Origin of the sequence: Prevotella corporis DSM 18810 = JCM 8529, assembly GCF_000430525.1 — a bacterium.
GTDB classification, from domain to species: Bacteria; Bacteroidota; Bacteroidia; order Bacteroidales; family Bacteroidaceae; genus Prevotella; species Prevotella corporis.
The window spans coordinates 134344-155951 of sequence record NZ_KE387156.1 but is presented as its reverse complement, the minus strand read 5'-3'; the positions used below and the strand labels follow the sequence as shown (position 1 = coordinate 155951).

22 protein-coding genes and 1 pseudogene are annotated in these 21608 nt (G+C 42.8%); 18 read left to right on the top strand and 5 right to left on the bottom strand.

The features are described from left to right. Window positions 1-32 precede the first annotated feature (32 nt). From H515_RS0111080 to xseA, 5 genes are all read right to left on the bottom strand, one after another. A complete protein-coding gene (locus H515_RS0111080) occupies window positions 33-524 on the bottom strand; it encodes a 3'-5' exonuclease (protein ID WP_028901958.1) in 492 nt (163 codons plus the stop codon). A gap of 111 nt (window positions 525-635) precedes the next feature. Further along, window positions 636-1436 (bottom strand): tRNA (guanosine(46)-N7)-methyltransferase TrmB, encoded by an 801-nt coding sequence (gene trmB / locus H515_RS0111075; protein ID WP_025876636.1) that lies wholly within the window; start codon window positions 1434-1436, stop codon window positions 636-638. 194 nt (window positions 1437-1630) lie between these two features. Next, window positions 1631-2647 (bottom strand): branched-chain amino acid aminotransferase, encoded by a 1017-nt coding sequence (locus H515_RS0111070; RefSeq protein WP_025876638.1) that lies wholly within the window; start codon window positions 2645-2647, stop codon window positions 1631-1633. A 133-nt stretch (window positions 2648-2780) separates the two neighbouring features. After that, the gene (xseB, locus tag H515_RS0111065; RefSeq protein WP_025876640.1) at window positions 2781-2969 is read right to left on the bottom strand and encodes an exodeoxyribonuclease VII small subunit; all 189 of its coding nucleotides are present in this window, start codon (window positions 2967-2969) and stop codon (window positions 2781-2783) included. 48 nt (window positions 2970-3017) lie between these two features. After that, entirely contained in the window at window positions 3018-4313 is a 1296-nt protein-coding gene (gene xseA, locus H515_RS0111060) for an exodeoxyribonuclease VII large subunit (RefSeq protein WP_028901957.1), read from the bottom strand. 589 nt (window positions 4314-4902) lie between these two features. On the opposite strand from xseA, the gene H515_RS0111055 reads away from it, so the two are divergent. From H515_RS0111055 to H515_RS13485, 18 genes and pseudogenes are all read left to right on the top strand, one after another. Next, window positions 4903-6258, top strand: coding sequence for an MATE family efflux transporter (locus H515_RS0111055; protein WP_025876642.1), 1356 nt, complete (start codon window positions 4903-4905; stop codon window positions 6256-6258). A 25-nt stretch (window positions 6259-6283) separates the two neighbouring features. After that, window positions 6284-6901, top strand: coding sequence for a cytidylate kinase-like family protein (locus tag H515_RS0111050; protein WP_025876644.1), 618 nt, complete (start codon window positions 6284-6286; stop codon window positions 6899-6901). Next, window positions 6898-7407: a metallophosphoesterase family protein gene (locus tag H515_RS0111045; protein ID WP_025876646.1), complete on the top strand. Its 510-nt coding sequence runs from the start codon at window positions 6898-6900 to the stop codon at window positions 7405-7407. Before H515_RS0111050 ends, H515_RS0111045 begins: the two co-directional genes overlap by 4 nt. A 4-nt stretch (window positions 7408-7411) precedes the next feature. Next, complete coding sequence (locus H515_RS0111040) at window positions 7412-7606, top strand: hypothetical protein (protein WP_025876648.1); 195 nt, start codon at window positions 7412-7414, stop codon at window positions 7604-7606. 20 nt (window positions 7607-7626) lie between these two features. Beyond that, entirely contained in the window at window positions 7627-8775 is a 1149-nt protein-coding gene (gene rfbB, locus H515_RS0111035; protein ID WP_025876650.1) for a dTDP-glucose 4,6-dehydratase, read from the top strand. 135 nt (window positions 8776-8910) lie between these two features. Then, complete coding sequence (locus tag H515_RS0111030; RefSeq protein WP_028901956.1) at window positions 8911-9333, top strand: sugar 3,4-ketoisomerase; 423 nt, start codon at window positions 8911-8913, stop codon at window positions 9331-9333. Next, window positions 9330-9734, top strand: a complete 405-nt coding sequence (locus H515_RS13505) for a PH domain-containing protein (protein WP_025876652.1) — start codon at window positions 9330-9332, stop codon at window positions 9732-9734. Before H515_RS0111030 ends, H515_RS13505 begins: the two co-directional genes overlap by 4 nt. Then, entirely contained in the window at window positions 9722-10666 is a 945-nt protein-coding gene (locus tag H515_RS0111020; protein ID WP_025876653.1) for a GNAT family N-acetyltransferase, read from the top strand. The genes H515_RS13505 and H515_RS0111020 overlap by 13 nt, the downstream gene beginning before the upstream one ends. A 105-nt stretch (window positions 10667-10771) precedes the next feature. Beyond that, window positions 10772-11869, top strand: a complete 1098-nt coding sequence (locus H515_RS0111015; protein ID WP_028901955.1) for a DegT/DnrJ/EryC1/StrS family aminotransferase — start codon at window positions 10772-10774, stop codon at window positions 11867-11869. 421 nt (window positions 11870-12290) lie between these two features. After that, window positions 12291-12635: pseudogene (locus H515_RS14630) on the top strand (RHS repeat domain-containing protein); the annotation flags it as partial. Window positions 12636-13294: 659 nt separating this feature from the next. Beyond that, window positions 13295-13852, top strand: a complete 558-nt coding sequence (locus tag H515_RS0111005) for a hypothetical protein (protein WP_025876657.1) — start codon at window positions 13295-13297, stop codon at window positions 13850-13852. Between the two features lie 23 nt (window positions 13853-13875). Continuing rightward, a complete protein-coding gene (locus H515_RS14270; RefSeq protein ID WP_081410166.1) occupies window positions 13876-16980 on the top strand; it encodes an RHS repeat-associated core domain-containing protein in 3105 nt (1034 codons plus the stop codon). Further along, window positions 16964-17452: a hypothetical protein gene (locus H515_RS0110995; RefSeq protein WP_036870219.1), complete on the top strand. Its 489-nt coding sequence runs from the start codon at window positions 16964-16966 to the stop codon at window positions 17450-17452. Before H515_RS14270 ends, H515_RS0110995 begins: the two co-directional genes overlap by 17 nt. A gap of 302 nt (window positions 17453-17754) precedes the next feature. Further along, window positions 17755-17907 (top strand): hypothetical protein, encoded by a 153-nt coding sequence (locus H515_RS14770; RefSeq protein ID WP_021669210.1) that lies wholly within the window; start codon window positions 17755-17757, stop codon window positions 17905-17907. Beyond that, on the top strand, window positions 17885-18331 hold the full coding sequence (locus tag H515_RS14625; protein WP_021669211.1) for a hypothetical protein: 447 nt from the start codon (window positions 17885-17887) through the stop codon (window positions 18329-18331). Before H515_RS14770 ends, H515_RS14625 begins: the two co-directional genes overlap by 23 nt. Before the next feature lie 229 nt (window positions 18332-18560). After that, complete coding sequence (locus H515_RS0110990; protein WP_025876663.1) at window positions 18561-18995, top strand: HU family DNA-binding protein; 435 nt, start codon at window positions 18561-18563, stop codon at window positions 18993-18995. A gap of 22 nt (window positions 18996-19017) precedes the next feature. After that, window positions 19018-20835 carry an RHS repeat domain-containing protein gene (locus H515_RS15135; RefSeq protein ID WP_025876665.1) on the top strand — a complete coding sequence of 606 codons (1818 nt, stop codon included), beginning with the start codon at window positions 19018-19020 and terminating at the stop codon, window positions 20833-20835. Window positions 20836-20888: 53 nt separating this feature from the next. Further along, window positions 20889-21467 (top strand): hypothetical protein, encoded by a 579-nt coding sequence (locus H515_RS13485; protein WP_025876667.1) that lies wholly within the window; start codon window positions 20889-20891, stop codon window positions 21465-21467. The last annotated feature ends 141 nt before the right edge of the window (window positions 21468-21608 follow it).

Genomic DNA, 21608 nt, shown 5'->3' with positions numbered 1-21608 from the left:
AATATAAAAAGCCTAGGATTGGAAAAATAGAATCAAAGGATTTTCATAGCAATCCATGCGCAGGCCTCTGCGTCAGCTAAAGCATAGTGATGGTTAGTAAGATTATAGCCACATGCCGCCGCAACAGTATAGAGCTGATAATTAGGGAGATGGGGAAAAACATACCTGGCGGCTTTAAGGGTATCGAAGAAAAGATAGTCAGGGTAGTCCATTTGGTATGTTCGGAAAGCGGCACGAAGGCAGCCCTCATCAAACGAACTGTTATGGGCCACGAGTGGCAGACCAGCAACAAGTGGTTCCACCTGTGTCCACACCTCATTGAAAACTGGGGCATCCTCTGTGTCTTGTCGTGTCAGACCATGTACGTTGGTACATATTCGGTTGAAATAATTGGGTTCAGGATGAATGAGCGAATAGAATGTATCGTCAATCTCTCCGTTCCTGACAATTACAACTCCCACCGAACAAACACTGCATCGCTCGAAATTAGCTGTTTCAAAATCTATTGCCGCAAAGTTTCTCATTAGTGAGTATTTCTAAGGGCTCAACATCATTACCATTATCCGATTAGTAATGGTAGAAAGCGAGACGCTCCTACCCTTTTCTCCATAGAATCAGTGGTGAATCAGATGTCATTATTTGCTTGTTGAAAGTCCACTACGCTTGGTGCGTCTATAAGATCGATAATCGTCCAGTTCTATTTCGACATCGGGTTCCACCAATGTTCCTGTGGTAGGAAGATTGAATTTCATATACTTGATATTCAAGCCACGCTCAATCCATTGGTTCTCATAATAAGTATGAATACCCAAAATCTCACGGGTCTCTTCATCTACCATCGCCTCTTGTTTCCCACCATCAACTGAAAGCTCATTGCCATACAAGTCTTCAGTACGATAAAGCACGGGCAGATTGTTTTTCTCTACCATGAAAGTAGTATAGGTAAACAGGAAATTAGAGTCAGTCTTCAGATGAACGATACCATTATTCACTAAAAATTTACGATAACGGTTCAAGAAGAATGTAGATGTGAGTCGTTTATGAACATTTTTCATCTGTGGATCAGAAAACGTCAGCCATATCTCCTGCACTTCGTTTTCGGAAAAAAAACGATCAATCACCTCGATACTCGTTCTCAGGAAGGCCACATTTGGCAGTTTCTCCTCCAAAGCCTGCTTTGCGCCCGTATAGATGCGTGCTCCTTTTATATCAACCCCTATGAAATTGATATTAGGATAAGCCTTTGCCAAGCCCACTGTATATTCTCCTTTCCCACACCCCAGTTCAAGGATAATAGGATTATCGTTATGAAAATACTGCTCTCTCCAATGGGCTTTCATCTCAAAAGGCACTTGGCTGATAACGCTATATGGATATTGAAAGACATTGCTGAACTTCTCCATCTCTGCAAATTTCTGTAATTTACCTTTACTCATGTTTGCAAAGTTAAGACAAATAAATCGAAATTCGGCCCACCGCTACTCGAAAAATGCTTCGTCGATGGTTTACCTTTCACCTTAAGATGTAACTTGGAACAAGAGACAGAATAAGAAAATTCGCAGTTCTTAGCCATCTCCTATGACCGGAAACTGACTAACGAGCTGCGAATTTATTGTTTTGTCGAGATATTTTACTCAATCACAACTGTGGTCCAACCGTGCTTATCATCGATGGTTCCGTACTGTATGCCACGTAGAGTTTCATAAAGTTTGGTTGACCATAGTCCTGGCTTTTCACCGAAGTTATAAGTCTTACCAGTCTCCATATCGTCGAGGCGTGAGATTGGAGAAATAACGGCTGCAGTACCACAAGCTCCCGCTTCCTCGAATGTGTCCAATTCCTCTTCGGGTATCGGGCGACGCTCCACCTTCATACCCAAGTCCTCAGCGATTTGCATCAGGCTCTTGTTGGTGATTGACGGAAGGATAGAGCTCGACAACGGCGTTACATAGGTTTTGTTCTTTATACCGAAGAAATTGGCTGCTCCACACTCGTCAACATATTTCTTTTCCTTTGAGTCGAGATAAAACTCAGAGGCATATCCCTTCTCATGTGCCAACTGGTTGGCGCGTAGCGATGCTGCATAGTTGCCACCCACTTTGAAAGTACCTGTTCCCAAAGGAGCGGCACGGTCGAAATCGCGCATGATAACATAAGGATTGGTTGAGAAACCACCTTTGAAGTACGGTCCTACTGGGGTGACAAAAATCAGGAAAATATATTCCTTAGCGGGGTGAACACCTACCTGTGCTGATGTTCCAATGAGCAATGGGCGTAGATAGAGTGTCGCACCACTCTCGTAGGTTGGGATATACTCCTGATTCAGGCGTACCACTTTCTTTGCCATCTCAACAAAAAGTTCAGTCGGAACTTCAGGCATTACAATACCCCGACTCGTCCGTTGCAAACGTGCAGCGTTCTCCTCGACACGGAACAAACGCACCTTTCCATCTGGACAGCGGTAGGCTTTTAACCCCTCGAAAGCCTCTTGTCCATAGTGTAGGCAAGTTGCAGCCATGTGCAGTTTGAGATATTCGTCGGAACACACTTCGACTTCTCCCCACTTGCCATCACGATAGTAACAGCGCACATTGTAGTCTGTAGGCATGTAACCAAAAGACAAGTTAGCCCAATCCAAATTTTTCATAATATATTTCTTGTTTATTGTTAAATATCGATTATTTGCAAATATACAAATATAAATACTAAATCACAACAAATTCTGATGAAAAAATAAAAATATAGAATTTAAATACAATTCACCGAATCATGACAGCCTACTATTCGGTTTCGAGTAGCTTCCTGATTTCCTCGTCAGTGTGCTTAAGTTTGTTCTTACACAACTTGATGAGCGTCTTCGCTTTCTTGAGTTCCTCTGTCATAGAGTCGATGTCTAAATCACCATTTTCCATTTTATCAACAATTGTCTCCAATTGCTTTACGGCCTCTTCGTATTTTATATTCTTCATAATCTTCTATGTTTTATGTTTATTAATCGTGTCGATTTTGCCCATCCATCATTTGACAACTGACTTAATCTCGCCATTCTCCAACAAAGTAGTCAACTCTTCTCCACCTTTCACCGAAGCGGCATTGCGCAACACATGCCCTTTGTGATAAGTAATGCTATAACCAAGCTTCAACATTCTGCCTGGATTCAGTCCCTCGGCCCGCTGAGCAAGCATTTCCAACCGGTGCTTTTCCTGCAATAGCCTCCATTCGACAGATGGAACGATTTTACCGTTCAGTACTTCCAACCTCAGATTACAGTCTGCAAGAAGCCCCATCATGCCCTTTTCCAAACTCGCAAGGAGCGACTCAAGCATCGCTTCGTGACGGGTTTTCACCATTGAGAACAAAACTGGTATTTGAGAGGAAAGTCTTTGGATTCGCATATCCTCCATCAGAATGCGGTTTTTCACAGTCCGATGGACCACCGTCTGCGCTTCTTCTATGAGCGAAAGCACACTAAGAAGATTGTCAATCAGAAAAGCCGCGACCGCAGTGGGTGTTTTCACCCGCCTGTTCGACACCATATCTAAGACACTCTCATCGCGTTCATGTCCTATTCCAGTGATGATTGGCAACGGAAAGTTGGCTACATTCTCGGCCAGTGCCAAGGTGTCGAACCCACTAAGGTCGGCCGTAGCACCTCCTCCACGGATAATCACGACACAATCGAACTCCTCTTCACGCCCGTTGATAGCATTCAGGGCCTGAATGATGCTCCTCTCTACCTGTTCGCCCTGCATCGTTGCTTCAAACAGTTCGGTTGTGAAAACGAAGCCATGCTCATTGTCGGCCAACTGATTGCAAAAATCGCCATAACCAGCAGCCGACGCTGATGAGATGACGGCTATATGCTGAGCAAACATGGGAATTTTCAGCTCCTTTTGCAAATCGAACACCCCTTCAGCTTTCAACTGCCGTATGATTTCCTGACGCTTTCGTGCCATGTCGCCCATGGTAAATTCGGGATTGATATCATCCACTATCCACGAGAATCCATACTGCGGATGGAACTGGGCATGAACCTGAACCATGAGTTGCAAACCAGCGCGCACCTGGGTTCCCGTCACTCGCATGAAATAGGGAGCAATCAGGCTCCATGTACTTCTCCAGCACTTGGCAGAAGCCCTTGCTATGGGTGTGTTGGTTCCCTCCTCTTTCTGAATCAGCTCCAGATAGAGATGACCCCTACTCTCTCTTGCCTCCGACACTTCTGCCTCAACCCAATAGGATTGCGGCATGGCAGTCTGTATCAGTTCGGCAACAACCGTGTTCAGCTCAAACAGTGAAAGTGTCTTGTTCATTTCTTTTCAATGTTCTGGATAAAGCACAACCTTTCAATCTGCCACCCACCTTTTAGGTGGGGTTGATAAACCAAAGGTGCTGTATGAGATAATCATACAGTTTTACACACCTTATCATATTTGCAAAGGTAATAAAAAGATGTGGAAGCTATGGCTGTTTCAAAGAATAAAATCATCTTTTTTATTAAAAGGGGATGGTAAATAATCTTGACAAAACTGTTATTTTCCTTCTCTTCATAAGCCTTTAAATTCACGGCTATTACAATTCACATTGCAAAGATGACCTTTTATATGACAATAGCTCACCTTTCATATCATAAAGGATAAGCTATTGTAATGCAAGAACTTAGCTTTCAGCACCCACATTCTGAAATTATTTTACAATCCTGACCACTCATTGTTAATCTAAGTATCTCACAACAAATTGGAAGCGATGGCAACTGCGAGATGCATGCTTACCAAACCTCCTCACGATTATAAGTGAGATGAACATGAGAAGCAATTTATCGTCGAACAGGAATAAATGCGAAAATTAAACAAACGTGTCAGTTTTTTTTAGTACATTTGCAACTACAATGGGAAAGAATTGATGGACAACAAAAAAGCGACACTGGAATTAGGGACCGAGCCAGTAGGGAAACTTCTGGCACGGTATGCACTACCCGCCATTATAGCCATGACGGCAGCATCACTCTATAACATTATCGACCGAGTTTTTATCGGTCAGGTGGTAGGGCCGCTTGCCATTTCTGGACTTGCCATCACCTTTCCGTTTATGAACCTTGCCGCTGCCTTTGGTGCTGCGGTAGGCGTGGGAGCCTCAACCACCATCAGCGTGAGATTGGGGCAACGCGATTACGATGCGGCCGAAAACATACTCGGCAACACTATCACGCTCAATCTGATTATCGGCATAGGTTTCGGATTGTTCAGCCTGATGTTCCTCGATCCGATATTGCGCTTTTTTGGTGCAAGCGACGACACCCTCCCTTATGCCCACGACTTTATGACAATCATTTTGGCAGGCAACGTCATCTCACACATGTATTTTGGCATGAATGCCGTTCTCAGAGCAGCCTCCAAACCAAAGAAGGCTATGGCGGCTACGCTCTTCACCGTCGTGATGAACGTTGTCTTGGATGCCGTATTTATCCTGTGGTGGCACTGGGGTATCAAAGGTGCAGCATTGGCAACCATGATTTCGCAGTTGTTGGCTCTCTGCTGGCAGATGAGTATCTTTGCCAATCAGAAGGAATTGCTCCACCTGAAACGTGGAATCTATAAGCTCCGGGCAGAATTGGTGCAGAATATCATCTCCATTGGCATCTCTCCGTTTCTGATGAATGCGTGCGCTTGCATCATTGTGATATTCATGAACAATCAATTGGTGCGCTATGGTGGCGACATGGCAGTGGGAGCTTACGGAATAGCCAATAGCATCGCAATGGTTTTCGTGTTGTTTTCTATGGGACTTAATCAGGGAATGCAGCCCATTGCCGGCTATAATTACGGCTCGCAGCAGTTTGACCGTCTGATGAGTGTCGTCAAACTTGCCATCATCAGTGCTACGGTAATGATGACTTCAGGATGGCTCGTGGCTATGTTTGCACCTTATTATTGTGCACGTATGTTCACCACCGATCCCGAACTCATCCGTCAGGCAATCGATGCCATCCAAGTTATGATGCTCATGTTTCCCATTATTGGCGGTCAGATGGTGATAACCAACTTTTTTCAGTGCATCGGAAAAGTGAAGATCAGCATCTTCCTATCGCTCTCACGTCAGTTGCTGTTCCTACTTCCGTTGCTCGCCGTCCTCCCCCACTTCTATAACATAGAAGGAGTGTGGGCATCACTACCCATGAGCGATTTGGCTGCTGCTATCGTGGCTTCTGCTATCATGGTTGCTTATATGAAGAAAATGAAAAAACAAATGAATAGCTGAACATTCATTGCCTAAAATAAACCGTATGGAAAACAGATTGATCATCAATGTAGGAAGACAACTTGGAAGTGGCGGACGTATCATTGCTCAAAAACTTGCAGAAGAGTTCAACTGCCATTTCTACGACCGTGAGATACTGAATCTTGCAGCAAAAGAAAGCGGATTCTCGGAGAAGTTCTTTGAACAGAACGACGAACAGAAAGGATTCTTGAAAACTCACTTCCACGTTCAACTCCCACTCTTGGGCAGCAACGGTTACTATGCCGGCGGCTTCTCTGAGGAAAAACTCTATCAGTTCCAAAGCGATGCCATACGAGCAGCTGCCGAACAACATCCACGCTGTGTGTTTGTGGGGAGAACGGCTGACTATATTTTGCGCGATAACAAGGACACGATAAACATTTTCATCACCGCAAGCATGGACTTTCGAGTGAAGAACGTTTGCGAACGCAGAGACTGCACAGCGGAGGAAGCGCGTAAAATGATTGAAAACGGTGAGAGCGAACGTGCCAAATACTACAATTATTATACAGGAAAGACGTGGGGCGAGGCACGCAACTATGATCTTTGCGTGGATGCAAGCATACTCGGAATAGAAAGAACGAAAGACTTTATTGCAGAGTTCATCAAGGCTACGATATGAAGAAAATAGGCATTATATCCGACACTCATGCCCATTGGGACGACAAATACGAATATTATTTCGGACAATGCGACGAAATATGGCATGCGGGCGACATCGGTTCGTTAGAAGTTGCCGATCGCTTTGAGGCCATGAAGCCGATGTTCCGTGCCGTCTATGGTAACTGCGACGGCTACGACCTACGCGCTCGATACAGAGAGGTGCTAAGGTTTAAGTGTGAGGAGGTGGACGTACTGCTGAAACATATCGGCGGCTATCCGGGCAATTACGACCGCTCGGTGCAAGGCATGCTTTTCGCCTCGCCGCCCAATCTCTTTGTTGCGGGGCACTCCCACATACTAAAGGTGAAGTTTGACAAGACCCTTAACCTGCTGCATATCAATCCCGGTGCGGCGGGGCTTCAGGGTTGGCACAAGGAGCGGACGCTGATAAGACTGACCATCGAGGGCAATAAAATGACCGATTGTGAAGTTATAACTTTGAATGGACCTACAAAAACAACATAATCCTATGATGAAAAGAAGAAAGTTTCTCACTAACGCTGTGGGATATGCGGTTGTAGTGTTCGTTGTGAGAGGAACATTTCATCTGCTTTTCGACTCAGAAGATCACTACGAGTTGCTTGAAGAGATTATCGCGGCTGTGATAATCGGAACCGTTATGGCGCTGTTCAACCGATATGAAGAGAGAAACGGCTTAAAATAAAATAAACAAACAACAAAGATATGAAAACTTACTTAGTAACCGGTGCAGCCGGTTTTATTGGCGCAAACTACATCAAGTATCTGCTTCACAAGAAGTATGTGAACGAAGACATTAAGGTAATCGTACTCGACGCACTGACCTATGCCGGCAATCTCGGAACCATCAAGGACGACATCGACAACAAACGGTGTGTTTTTGTTAAGGGAGATATCCGCGATCGTGAATTGGCCGACCGCCTTTTCAGGGAGAACGACATCGACTTTCTTGTGAATTTCGCTGCCGAAAGCCATGTCGATCGTTCGATAGAGGATCCACAACTCTTCCTCAATGTAAACATTCTCGGCACGCAGAACCTCATGGATGCTGCCCGCCGTGCTTGGACTACGGGCAAGGACGAACAAGGTTACCCTACGTGGAAGAAAGGCAAACGCTACCATCAGGTATCAACTGACGAGGTGTATGGTTCGCTCGGAGCTGATGGTTACTTCACGGAACTGACTCCGCTCTGCCCACACAGTCCTTACTCGGCAAGCAAAACAAGTGCCGATATGTTCGTCATGGCGTATCGGGACACCTACCACATGCCGGTCAGCATCACCCGTTGTTCCAACAACTACGGTCCTTACCACTTCCCTGAGAAGCTCATACCGCTGATTATCAACAACATTTTGTCGGGCAAGAAGCTACCAGTCTATGGTGAGGGACTTAATGTTCGCGACTGGCTCTATGTGGAAGACCATTGCAAAGCCATTGACATGGTGGTGCGAGAAGGTCGCGAAGGTGAAATCTACAACGTTGGAGGACACAACGAAATGAAGAACATCGACATCGTGAAACTCACCATCCAGACAATTCACGACATGATGGAAAAGGACAAAGAGCTGCGCAAGGTGCTGAAAAAGCAGGAAAAGGACGCCAATGGCGACATCGACATCAGCTGGATCAACAACGATCTCATCACCCATGTTGCAGACCGACTCGGACACGATGCCCGCTATGCCATTGATCCTACCAAGATTAAAAATGAATTGGGCTGGTATCCTGAGACGATGTTCGCCGATGGCATTGTAAAAACCATTAAGTGGAACCTCGAAAACCAACAATGGATAGCAGAGGTAACAAGTGGCGACTACCAGAAGTATTACGACATGATGTACGGGAACAGATAAAAGGATCTGAGAGTGTTGCGGAGTTGGGGAAATTACAGACGCTGACTTCTCCAACTCCGCAAACCACTTACAGTCCGAAAAAACATCGGTCAAATCTCATTGACCTTCCAATGTTTATTTAACTCCTAAGCCAAGATGCAAGACGACCCCACCATCGGCAAGATTATCGACCTGCCAAAAATACTCGACCAACGTGGAAACCTCACCGTAGCCGAACAGATGAAGGACATTCCCTTCAACGTTTCGCGCGTCTATTGGGTGTACGACATTCCTGGAGGTGAAAGTCGGGGCGGACATGCTCACAAACATTGCCGCGAGTTCATCATAGCCGTCAGCGGTTCGTTCTCCGTTACGCTGACCGACGGCAAACTACGGCACTCCTTTCTGCTCAACCATCCCTATCAAGGGCTGTTGGTGAATACCGACATTTGGCGCAAGCTCGAAGACTTCTCGTCAGGTGCGGTGTGTCTCGTGCTTGCCGAAGACCCGTTCGACGAAGAAGATTACATCCGCGACTATGACGACTATCTGAACTATATGGCGACAGAGAACAAATGAAACGAAGCTTTCACACAAAAGTAGATGCATGGCTCATAGTGGTAATAGCATTGCCGGTATTATTCATCGGATATGAATTGATTATCGACTTCAGCTGGTTCTTGCTTCTGCCTTTCGCATTTATTATTGCCATATATGCCGTGACCCTTCCCTGTTATTACACCATCGAGAACCAACATCTGAAGATAAGGGCAGGAATTATCATCAAAAAGGACATTGACATTCAACAGATTAGCAGAATAGCCGAATCGAATGACCCGATCAGCTCGCCCGCAATGTCGTTAAAAAGATTACGCATCGACTTCGGACAAGGCGACTACATACTGATTTCCCCACAGAACCGCAAAGCCTTTATAGAACTTTTGTGCAGTGTAAATCCCAATATCGAATGTTTGAAATAAGAAGATACAGGCCGGAACAAGCCAACGAATGGAACGCATTCATGAAGCAGTCGAAACAAGGAACATTCCTTTTCGACCGCAACTACATGGACTATCATGCCGACCGCTTCACAGACCATTCGCTCATTCTTTACCGCAAACAACAGATCTACGCACTGCTTCCAGCCAATCAGGTTGACGACGTGTTGTTTTCGCATCAGGGACTGACCTACGGCGGACTGCTAACGACTCAAAGAGCAACCACCGCCGACATCTGCGAGGCATTCAAACAACTCAACTCCTATCTGTCGGAAAACGGCATTAAACGCTGTTTCTACAAGGCAATCCCACACATCTACCATCGGTTACCAGCCGAAGAAGACCTGTATGCGCTCACAAACGTCTGCCATGCGGCAATAACCAGACGCGAAGTCTCATCCACCATACTATTAGACCACCGCCTGAAGTTCACAGAGAGTAGAAAAAGTGGAATAAGAAAGGCGCAAAAAAACAACATCTCGGTAAGGGAGAGCAACGCGCTTGCCGAGTTCTGGACAATCCTCGACAATAATCTTCATCGCAAATACAACGTTGCACCCGTGCATACCCTCGCCGAACTGGAACTGCTGAAGACCCGTTTCCCAAAAGAGATAAGGCTTTTCATGGCTTTCAACTCCGCAAACAGCCCCATTGGGGGAACCATTATCTACGAAACCCCGTGTGTTATCCACACCCAATACATATCGGCATCGCCCGAAGGCAAGGCCAACGGCGCCCTCGACCTACTCTTCGACCATCTATTAAATGAAGTGTATGCAGACAGAAAGTGTTTTTTCGACTTCGGCAAGAGTACGGAAAACGAAGGGCACGACCTCAACGAGCCACTCATCTTTCAAAAAGAAGGCTTCGGCGGACGCGGACTGTGCTACGATGCCTATGAATGGGAGACATGACAGAAAAAGAGCCTGCACGCTACCATAAAATAAAAATTGAGAAGGCACGAAGAAGAGCTTGCCGCTTAAATTGTTTCAAACAGCCAGTCGTTCACTTACAACATCATGATCGAATACCTATCACTCAAGAAAATAACGGAAATGCATGCCGATGAGATTTCCTCAGCCATGCAGCAGGTTATCAATTCAGGATGGTTTCTGCAAGGAGAATCCATCAGACAGTTTGAGAGAAACTACTCAAACTACATCGGAACACGATACTGCGTAACGTGCGGCAACGGGCTGGATGCGCTCAGCCTCATCATTCGAGCCTACAAGGAACTGGGTAAGCTGAAAGACGGCGACGAAATCATAGTGCCAGCCAACACCTACATCGCCACCATCCTCGCCATTACCGAGAACAACCTCACCCCCGTACTTGTGGAACCCGACATCAGGACGCTGGAAATTGACGACAGACTCATCGAAACCGCCATCACGCCACGCACAGGCGCCATCATGCTCGTCCACCTCTACGGCCGGTGCGCCTACACCGAGCACATCGGAGCTATCTGCCAGCAGCACAACCTGAAACTTATCGAAGACAATGCCCAAGCTCACGGGTGCAAATTCGGCAACCACCGCACGGGAAGTCTGGGCGATGTCGCAGCCCACAGCTTCTATCCGGGGAAAAATCTCGGTGCATTGGGCGATGCCGGCGCCGTGACAACCAACGACAGCACCTTGGCAAAAGTCATTCACTCTCTGGCCAACTACGGCTCTGCGCGCAAATACGAGTTCAGCTACAAGGGCAGAAACAGCCGAATGGACGAAATTCAGGCCGCCGTACTCAACGTGAAACTCTCCTATCTCGATGCCGACAATTCAAGAAGAAAGGAGATTGCGCATATCTATCAGGCAAAGACGGCAAACCACCGCATCACCATTCCCCATACCCCCGACCGCGACAATGTGTATCATATCTTCCCCGTTCTCTGTCAAGAGCGCGAAAAGCTGCAACAATACCTGAACGCAAATGGAGTGCAAACCATGATTCACTACCCCATCCCTCCCCACAAGCAACAAGCCTACAAAGAATGGAACGACCGTTCGCTGCCCGTCACTGAACAAATACACGAGCAAGAACTGTCAATTCCGTGCAATCAGGCACTTGAGAATGAAGAAATTGAGAAGATTATATGTCTGCTCAATCAATTCCGCTGACCGATGATTGTAAATTAAATTCACAATCCCATCGCAACAGCGGAGCTTTCATCATGCGATAGGCCAACTATCGAAGTGCAAAAGGTCAACTATTGCCACACAAAAGACGACCTATCGCAGTTCAGAATCTATCAAGCTGAATACCAACAGTTTACAAAAGTCATTCGATACGAATAAATTGTAAGAAAAAATTACTACAAACTATTCAACAAATGAATAGTCATAATTCCATCGTAAGTAAAAACATGAATGGAATACTCCTGATTGAGATTTTACATTTAACACACCTACATTAAAAAAGGTGAGGGCAATAAACAGGAAAGAACAACGTTAATTTGTTGATAACCATAAACAATTGTACGCTATGACTGAATTAAATGCAAAGACGATAATGCAGTTTCTTTCTGTGAGTACAAGAGATAAGCCCAAAGATGGCAACGAGAAGATGCAGTTCTACTACCACCCTGACCACTTGGGCAGCAGTAGTTACATCACCAACCTTGATGGCGAAGTGGCGCAGCACATCGAGTATGTGCCGTTCGGTGAGGTGTTCATAGAAGAGCGCAACAACACATGGAATACGCCTTACCTCTTCAACGCAAAGGAGCTGGACGAGGAAACGGGTATGTACTACTATGGCGCAAGGTACTATGAACCGAGGTTGAGTTTATGGATGAGTGTGGACCCTTTAGAGTGCAAACACCCTGAAATCTCCACATATTGTCAAGCAAATAATAACCCTATTAAATATATAGATCCAGATGGTCTTGATAATTTTATCATAAATGAAGTCAGCGGAGAGATTATTCGACAAAAGACAGATGGAAAAACTCACAGTTTTTATCTCTCTGATGGGAAATCAAATGTCCTTGTTGGTGCTTTTGAGTATAATAAAAAAGACTTAATCGGACTAAGTGGAAGAATATCTTTTACAAACACAAAAGGAGAATCTGCTGCATTTGCAGTAAAGTCTGGATCTGAGAATAAAAGTTTTATTTCTTCTAATGCTTTGGCGGCATTGATTGGAGCGGTTGGAACAGTCGCATTTTCAGATATAACTATAAATCAATTTAGTTATAGTGATGGTCGCTCACCAGCACCAAGTGTATCGCATAAAAATGGAAAAAATGGTGACTTACGTTATTTGCGGACTGACAAGTCAGGGAGTCAGACCGATGTTGGGTCTAATAATTTTGATGAACAAAGAGAACAAGCATTAACAAATGCGCTCCATAAGTTTGGCTGGAAGGATATGATTTCAGAAAAATACAATAATAAATTATGGCCTCATACAAGTTCTGCAAAAAGTAGGGGAATAGGAAGTAATCATTCCAATCATTTGCACTTACAAGGATTCAAACCCAATATAAAAACAGTAGAGTATATAAATGCTCTTCCTGAAGTAGTTGTTATTGGAAAACGAAAATGAAAAAAACACTTCTTATATTGATTATTTTATCACTCCCCTTGATATCTAAGGGGAGTGATAACCTTGTTGCTGTTCTTTACTTAAAAAACGGCAGTTACGTATCATCTGATAGCGTATATACATTTCTTAATTTAGATGGAACTCTGTTTGATGAATTAAGATCAAGGAATGGCAATGAACCAACGTGTCTGAAAATAGATAGGGATAATGCGGTCTCATATTATCCGGATTTAATGATTTACGTCTTCTTTTGTAAATTATCACCAACCAGAAAGATCCTTGTTAGGGTTGGTCATGATTGGAAAATATTAAAAACAAATAGTCCTTTTACAGTCTTACCTACGAAGAGGTATCTTTTATCCTTAGATATTCAGTTAAGAGTTGGTGATATTTTATACGATAAAAGAGATAAGGTGAAAGTAAAAAGATGTATAACACGTCATATTATTGACGCAAGAGGAGATTACGTCGCAGTTGAAATAAAGAAAAGGAAGTTGTGGTTTCGATGGAAGAGACATTATCAAGTAACCCCTGATAGATTATTGTATAACTAATATTATGAATCAGCAAAGTACAGGTGAAAAAAGATGGTATGGTAACGACAGCTGCCAAGGGTAGTGCTCCGAAAGACGAGACCGTGATGATTGTCAGCGGACGCAACGTCTATGACGCTTTCGGTCGTGTGGCTAAGGCTTATTACCCTGTAACCGAAGCAGTGGGAAACAAGACAACTTTCAACAAGGCTTTTGACAACGTGTCGCCAACCGTAACGGTTTATGACGTGCTTGACCGTGCTATGAAAGTAACGCTTCCAGACAATGCTGAGACCAAGACGGAATACTCTACGGACGCAGGTAGCAATGCACTCGTAACGACTGTTACTGATGCGTTGGGTAATCGTCAGGCTACCTATACCGATGGTAGTGGCAAGACCGTGAAGACCGAGCAACTCAGCGGACCTGACGGTACGATTACCACCTCCTTCGAATATGACGGAATCGACCGATTGGTTAAGGTAACAGATACAGAAGGCAACGTAACGACATCCGTCTATGATATGGGCGATCGTCGTACAGAGGTAAACCACCCTGCCAGCGGTATCACCACCTTTACCTACGATGCCTTGGGTAATGTGATAACCAAGCAGACAGCCAACCTCAAAAAAGAGGGCAAGACCATCAATTACGAGTACGATTATGGTCGTCTGACGGCGATTAATTATCCTGACCATCCGGAAAACAACGTGAAGTACCATTATGGTGGCATCAACTCTTCCTACAACCGCATCGGCAGACTGATGCTCCGTGAGGACGGCAGTGGCGCTATCGAGTATTACTACGGTAAGATGGGTGAGGTCTTGAAGACCGTGCGCACGCTGATTGTACCTAATCAGGCAGTGGCAACCTACGTAACACAGTGGAAGTACGACAGCCATAATCGCCTATTGGAAATGATTTATCCCGATGAGGAGAAAGTAACCTACGGCTACAACCTCGGTGGGCAGGTAGACCACGTCCGTGGTTACAAGTCCTATGGCTACGACTATGTGAACAAGATAGGTTATGACAAGTTTGAGCAGCGCACCTACCTGAAGTATTGCAACGGTGCTGAGACCTTCTACAGCTATGACCCGCAGCGACGCAGGTTGCAGAATCTCGTAGTAAATGCTAAGGCAGGTACTATTATGGACAATGCCTATAGTTATGACGCTGTGAGCAACGTGCTCGGTATTAAGAACAATGCTCCACTCCCACAGAGTGGAAAGGCAGGCGGACAGATGAGCCACAATTATACTTATGACCCATTGTATCGTTTGGCAAGCGCAACGGGAACTTATAAGGGAACGGATAATAAATCCGCTTCTTATACGTTATCTATGGGCTACGACAACATGCATCGTATCACGAGTAAGAAGCAACATCTCTTGCAGACAGGTGTACAGTTCGAGGGCACGCTCAACGCAGGCTACGAACTCGTCTATACCTATGGTAGTGCAGAGGGTAAGAAGTTCCAGCTCGACAATGTGCGTGATATCAACTACCGCACGGAAGAGACACCGACGGACAGCACGAACATCAACAACGGACACAAATACACTTATGATGCCAACGGAAACCTTGTCTACATCAACACCTCTCGTGTAAAGAAAGACGGCAAGGAAGATGAAAAGGCAACCGAGCAGAAATATAAGTGGGACGAGGAGAACCGCTTGCTGGCAGTCGATGAGAACGGTTTTGTGAGCAACTATTGGTATGATGCTGATGGTGAGCGCACAGTGAAGACATCAGGCGAAAACGAAGCTATTTATGTGAACTCCGAGTTCTCGGGAGGCAACACCGGTACGGCACGCTTCTCACTCTATGTCAGCCCATACCTCGTGGCAGGACAAGGTGGCAAGTACACCAAGCACATCTACATCGGTAGTCAAAGAATTGTTTCTAAATTAGGCGACTTGGCTTCTTATGGCGCAGACCCAAGACGAATACCGTATGCAGGCAATGAAGCTGATGGTCTTACCATCAACTACAAGGATAAGTACAACCAGCAGTTACAATCCATTAAAGACAATTACAAAACGTTTGACTTGCCATATAATGGTAAGGACAACGATGACTACGTAAACGGTCAAGGCTTCTGCTGCAATGATGGTACGCCGGAGGCAGCACAGGCAAGAGCGATGGCACGCACAAGAACTGCAAACGATAATTTCCACGATAAGGACAATTATGAAAAGTTACAGTTCTACTACCACCCTGACCATTTGGGTAGCAGTAGTTATATCACCAACCTTGATGGTGAGGTGGCACAGCACATCGAGTATGTGCCGTTCGGTGAAGTGTTCATCGAGGAGCGCAACAACACGTGGAACACGCCTTATCTCTTCAATGCCAAAGAGTTTGACGAGGAGACAGGTATGTACTACTATGGTGCAAGGTATTATGAGTCAAGGGTTAGTTTGTGGATGAGTACAGATCCAATGGAAAAAAATATGCCATATTCAAGCACTTATACTTATTGTCATAATAATCCAATTAATAGAATTGATGAGAATGGATTAGCTGATTATTTTAGCACGAGTGGAAAATTTATACGTTCAGACGGAAATGATAAAGATCCTTATATCTATATTCAAACTAGAAAAGGAAACGTCATATTATCTGACTATAACTTTGGTAATTACAAAAGTGGAGGACTTAGAAAAATGATGAGAATAGTGTACCATTATGCAAAGAAGACAGGAGCAACCCAACATGCCACAGCAATAGGAGTAGATGCGTCAACTCCAAAAGGTACAGACGCAAATACTTTAGCATATACTCTCAATGATAAGATTATTCGTGTGTTGGTTAAAAAAGGATATTTCAATAAAAAATTATCACAAATATATAATATGAGTAGTACGCTATCTCACGAAAATTTCCACACACAAATACGTGGAAAATCTCGTGAGGAAGAAATTCAAGTTATAATGAGACAAATGCAAGCACCAGAGTTCAAGAAGACAACAGCTTCATTTAAGGAAGGAACGGCTGGATATCTTCAAAAGGAATTACAAAAATTATACAAAGAAAATAATCGCATATTTAATAAGTATATAGAAAAAGCATCCGAACTTTTAAAAGCAAATGGGGTAAATAGTGTTCCAACTTATTTAAATGGTGGAAATGAAATACAATTTTAAACATAAAGTGCAGTCCACTGGCAAGAAGCTAGTGGACTGTAAAATATATTACTTTTATTTTATAGGTTCTATTGTTGTTTTTTTGGGGATAATATCATGTGAATCTCATAAAAAAAGTGGTGCTGAAATTATTTGTGGAGACTCTTATTGCTTTTGGAAAACAAAGGAACATGAAGATGACAATCATTTTATTTATTATTATTTTAACAAAGATGGGCAATGGTTTATTTACGAGCATATTGATAGAAATAAAATACAAAAATATTATCTACGCGATCAATTATGGAGCGAGAAGTGGTCGCTATATAATGATAGTCTATTAATTTTAGGAGGTGATAAATATAATATAAAAAGCATCAGTGATTCAGTAATTGTTATAAGCAGCTATGATAGTATCTATAAATTATACAAAATAGACAAAAAAAGCAAAACTTTCAGAATGTTGCAGAATACTTTGAATAACGATATTTAAAGTATTGGTAATGCCCTAGATTGGGAGTTGTCATTATAATATATGGTAATTATAAATCTTCTCTCAAAAAGAAAATGTTCCTTGGTTATAAATAGATAAAACTATGAATATAAAAAAACAAATAACTGTATGCAAAACGGATACAGAGATTTAAATTTATCCTGAATCAAAAAAATTAATTTGGATTATGGATTGCACATCTAGCATGTTTTGTAGTCTCTGTAAATGATGTTCGTAGTGCCTATGAAAAGGATGGAATAGAAGCCGTACAGAAATTATTCACAAAGGATCCTAATGGAGATATGGATCATAGATCTTTAGCAAAACAAGATAAAAAACATGTGGGTGTCTCTAATTATAATCAAGTAAAAAGAGAATTAATAAAGAGATATCCTTCCACAAAGAAAGAATTTGATAAAGAGCAAAGAAGATATGAAAGGGAATTTGGTAAATAGCAAGTGGTTTCTATCGATTATAGTGGCATCTTTATTGATGCCACTATCTTCATGTAGTGAGAGGAGGGAAAGTTTATCCTCTAATACACGTCAATCTTTCGATATAACATATTCAAAAAAGGAAATAGTAATAGAATCATCAACAAAGACAGAGAAGGACCATTTTTTTAAAAAAGATGGTGAATACTTTAGCTCGTCTGATTCCATATTATTTTTTTCGGTAGTTAGAGATACTATATTAAATGCAACAAGTGGTGGAATAGACTATAAAACAATAATAAAGAAAGAAGGGAATGGGCAATTTACGACTTCTAATTATTTAGTAAGTAATACCGGATGTCTCTTTTTCTTGATTTCATATAGTTATGATTCTGATTATCATATTTCAAAAATAGTAAAATGTGCTAATGTGGTATATCAGTAATATTTTGACAATTATAAATTTGAAACGAAAGATAGTTTCGTTGGTTAGCCTATATATAATCGATTTGAACTTACCCATACAAGGGTATGTCCCAACACCCTTATAAGGGTAACAGGCAATACCCTTATAAGGGTGTTCATCATTACCCTTATATGGGTATTAAAAGCCGTAAGCAATAAACAGGAAAGAACAACGTTATATAGTTGATAACCATAAACAATTAAAGAGTATGATAGAATTTGAAGTAAAATCAAAGACGCAGCCTATCGGCAAGCGCAAGGGACAGACCGTGTATTATGCACAGCCAGTATCGCAACAGCATCTGACAAACAAGATGGTAGTAGACCGTATCGTCCGTGAGACCTCGCTTTCGGCAGGTGATGTGAGTAATGCCCTCATCAGCCTTGGTGCAATCGTGCGCGATGCCCTCGAATTGGGACAGAGCGTGGATTTGGCAGACCTCGGTTCGTTCCGCATCGTAGTGCCAGCCAAGATGATGGACACAGAGGTAGAAGTTACGGCCGACAGCCTGAAGGCACCGAAAATAGTCTTTACGCCAAAAGCAGCCATGCGTAACGCAGCAAAATCTGTAGAACTCCGAGTGGTCAAAAAGAAGAAAGGCGATAACGAAAAGCCCAAAGAGAAAGAAAACCTGCATCCTTAACAGCACACCGCTTGCCTAATTGATGTACGCTCAAAACTATAATCCACTTAATCTTTCCTCCATACACAAGGCTATGTGTGTGGAGGAAATAGGTGAGACTTATGACCCATTATTCCAGCTTGACAATGTGCGTGATATCAACTACCGAACGGAAGAAACTCCTACGGACAGTACGAATATCAACAACGGACACAAGTACACTTACGATGCCAATGGAAACCTTGTCTATATCAATACCTCTCGTGTAAAGAAAGACGGCAAGGAGGATGAAAAGGCAACCGAGCAGAAGTTCCGTTGGGACGAGGAGAACCGCTTGTTGGCAGCCGATGAGAACGGCTTTGTAAGCAACTATTGGTATGATGCCGATGGTGAGCGCACAGTGAAGACCAGTGGCGAGAACGAAGCTATCTATGTGAACTCTGAGTTCTCGGGTGGTAACACCGGTACAGCACGCTTCTCACTCTATGTCAGCCCTTACCTCGTAGCAGGACAAGGTGGCAAGTACACCAAGCACATCTACATCGGCTCACAAAGAATCGTCAGCAAACTTGGCGACTTGGCTTCTTATGGTGCAGATCCAAGACGAATACCGTATGCAGGAAATGAGGCAGATGGCTTGACTATCAATTACAAGGATAAGTACAATCTGCAGTTACAATCCATTAAAGACAATTACAAAACGTTTGACTTGCCTTATTCTGGAAAGGACAATGACGACTATGTGAATGGTCAGGGCTTCTGCTGCAACGACGGTACACCGGAGGCAGCACAGGCTCGTACAATGGCACGCACAAGAGCTGTAAACGGCAACTTTAAGCCCAACGACGACTATGAGAAGATGCAGTTCTACTACCATCCCGACCATTTGGGCAGCAGTAGTTACATCACCAACTTGGACGGTGAAGTCTCTCAGCATATCGAGTATGTACCGTTTGGCGAAGTGTTCATAGAAGAACGCAACAACACTTGGAACACGCCTTACCTCTTCAATGCCAAGGAGTTTGATGAGGAGACGGGTATGTACTACTATGGTGCAAGGTACTATGAGCCGAGGTTGAGTTTGTGGATGAGTACAGATCCGTTGCAGGAAAAATTTGTAGATGCTAGTCCGTATGTATATTGTTTGCAAAACCCTATCATAATCTTGGATTATAATGGAGCTGATACTGTTTTTGTAAATCCAGGGGGGACAGAAGCCAAAAGAATTTCAAGCAAAAATAATGTTACATTTGTACACAATTTAAAAGCCAAGAATATTCAAACAAAAAATCTAAGCGGAAAATCTCACATTGGATGGATTGAAGCAGATATGCCTGGAGTTATAAATTACAATGAAGGCAATATTGATTTGTCTTCGTCAAAATATCAAAAATATGATTACCTTATAGCTGCAGAAGTTTCTTATTTCAACCAAAACAAAAATATGGGAATTACCCCGAAGCATACTAATGGACTTTATATAAATAATCCTAGTTCAATACCAAACTTAGATCCAGATATTGTAAAAGCTATTATTATGCAAGAAACTCGCATAGGAACAGCCCCTGGACGTGGCTTAAATAATGCCAAAAGTGATATTATGCAAGCAAATGTTTGGTATTCTGCGAGTTCAAACGATTGGAACGATTCGAAATCACAATTTGGTCTTCGGAAAATGGGAGGGGCAACACCGCAATTATCCGTTCATGCAGGTATAGGGATTTTATATCAAAAGGGACTACGTTCAGACGGGAAAAATGTCTATTTTAAAGGATGGCAAATTGCTATACAGAGATATAATGGTGGCGGAGTAAAAAATTATCTACAAAAGGTGAATACATACATAAGTCATATGAAATAAATGTTAACAATCAGAACCATAGCTTTTATGGTTCTGATTATAAAAGAAGATATATGTACAGATTTTTTTTACTATTTTGTTTTATAAGCGGCATCAACAGCTATTATAATGCAAAAGGCTTATCTCACAATATAAGTCAAGACTTTGTAAGAGACACAATCTATACAACCTTTGAAAAATATGATAGGACCGTTGTGAGATATGAAAATAAAATTGTTAATCATATAAAACGAAAGGTTGTTATAATAGCAAAAGACAGAAATAATATCTGTAAGTCAGAAATTCTTTTTGTGGGGAGTATTCTTAATTCAGATAATGACACTATATCCTTTTTAAAAAAAGAAGATATATTTGGGCTAAAAGAAAGTCCCCATTCATCTGGAAATATTATTGTGTATAAAAATAGAATAAGACAAGGGTATTACTCAAATTTTTCCAAAGGTTTTTTTGTAAAAGTTGAAGATAATATTTTACATATAAAGGATGTAATGGAAGAAGATTTGAATGGGCAGCCTGTTCTTGGAATCCTCAATTTAATAATCTTTAAGGAGGAGATACCTCACAGCGTTTTTATATATATAAATCAAGATGATGGAGACGAACATGTTTTTCATAAATATAATGATAAATAAGTTTCCTACAATTTAAAGTGGTAATTGTATTAATAGATATAATCGCGCATCTCCCCCACGAGGCGAAGACAATATCTATAGCAAACATCCCAGTGGCTAACGATAAATAAAAGAACATAGAACAAGTTAATTATTATCCAT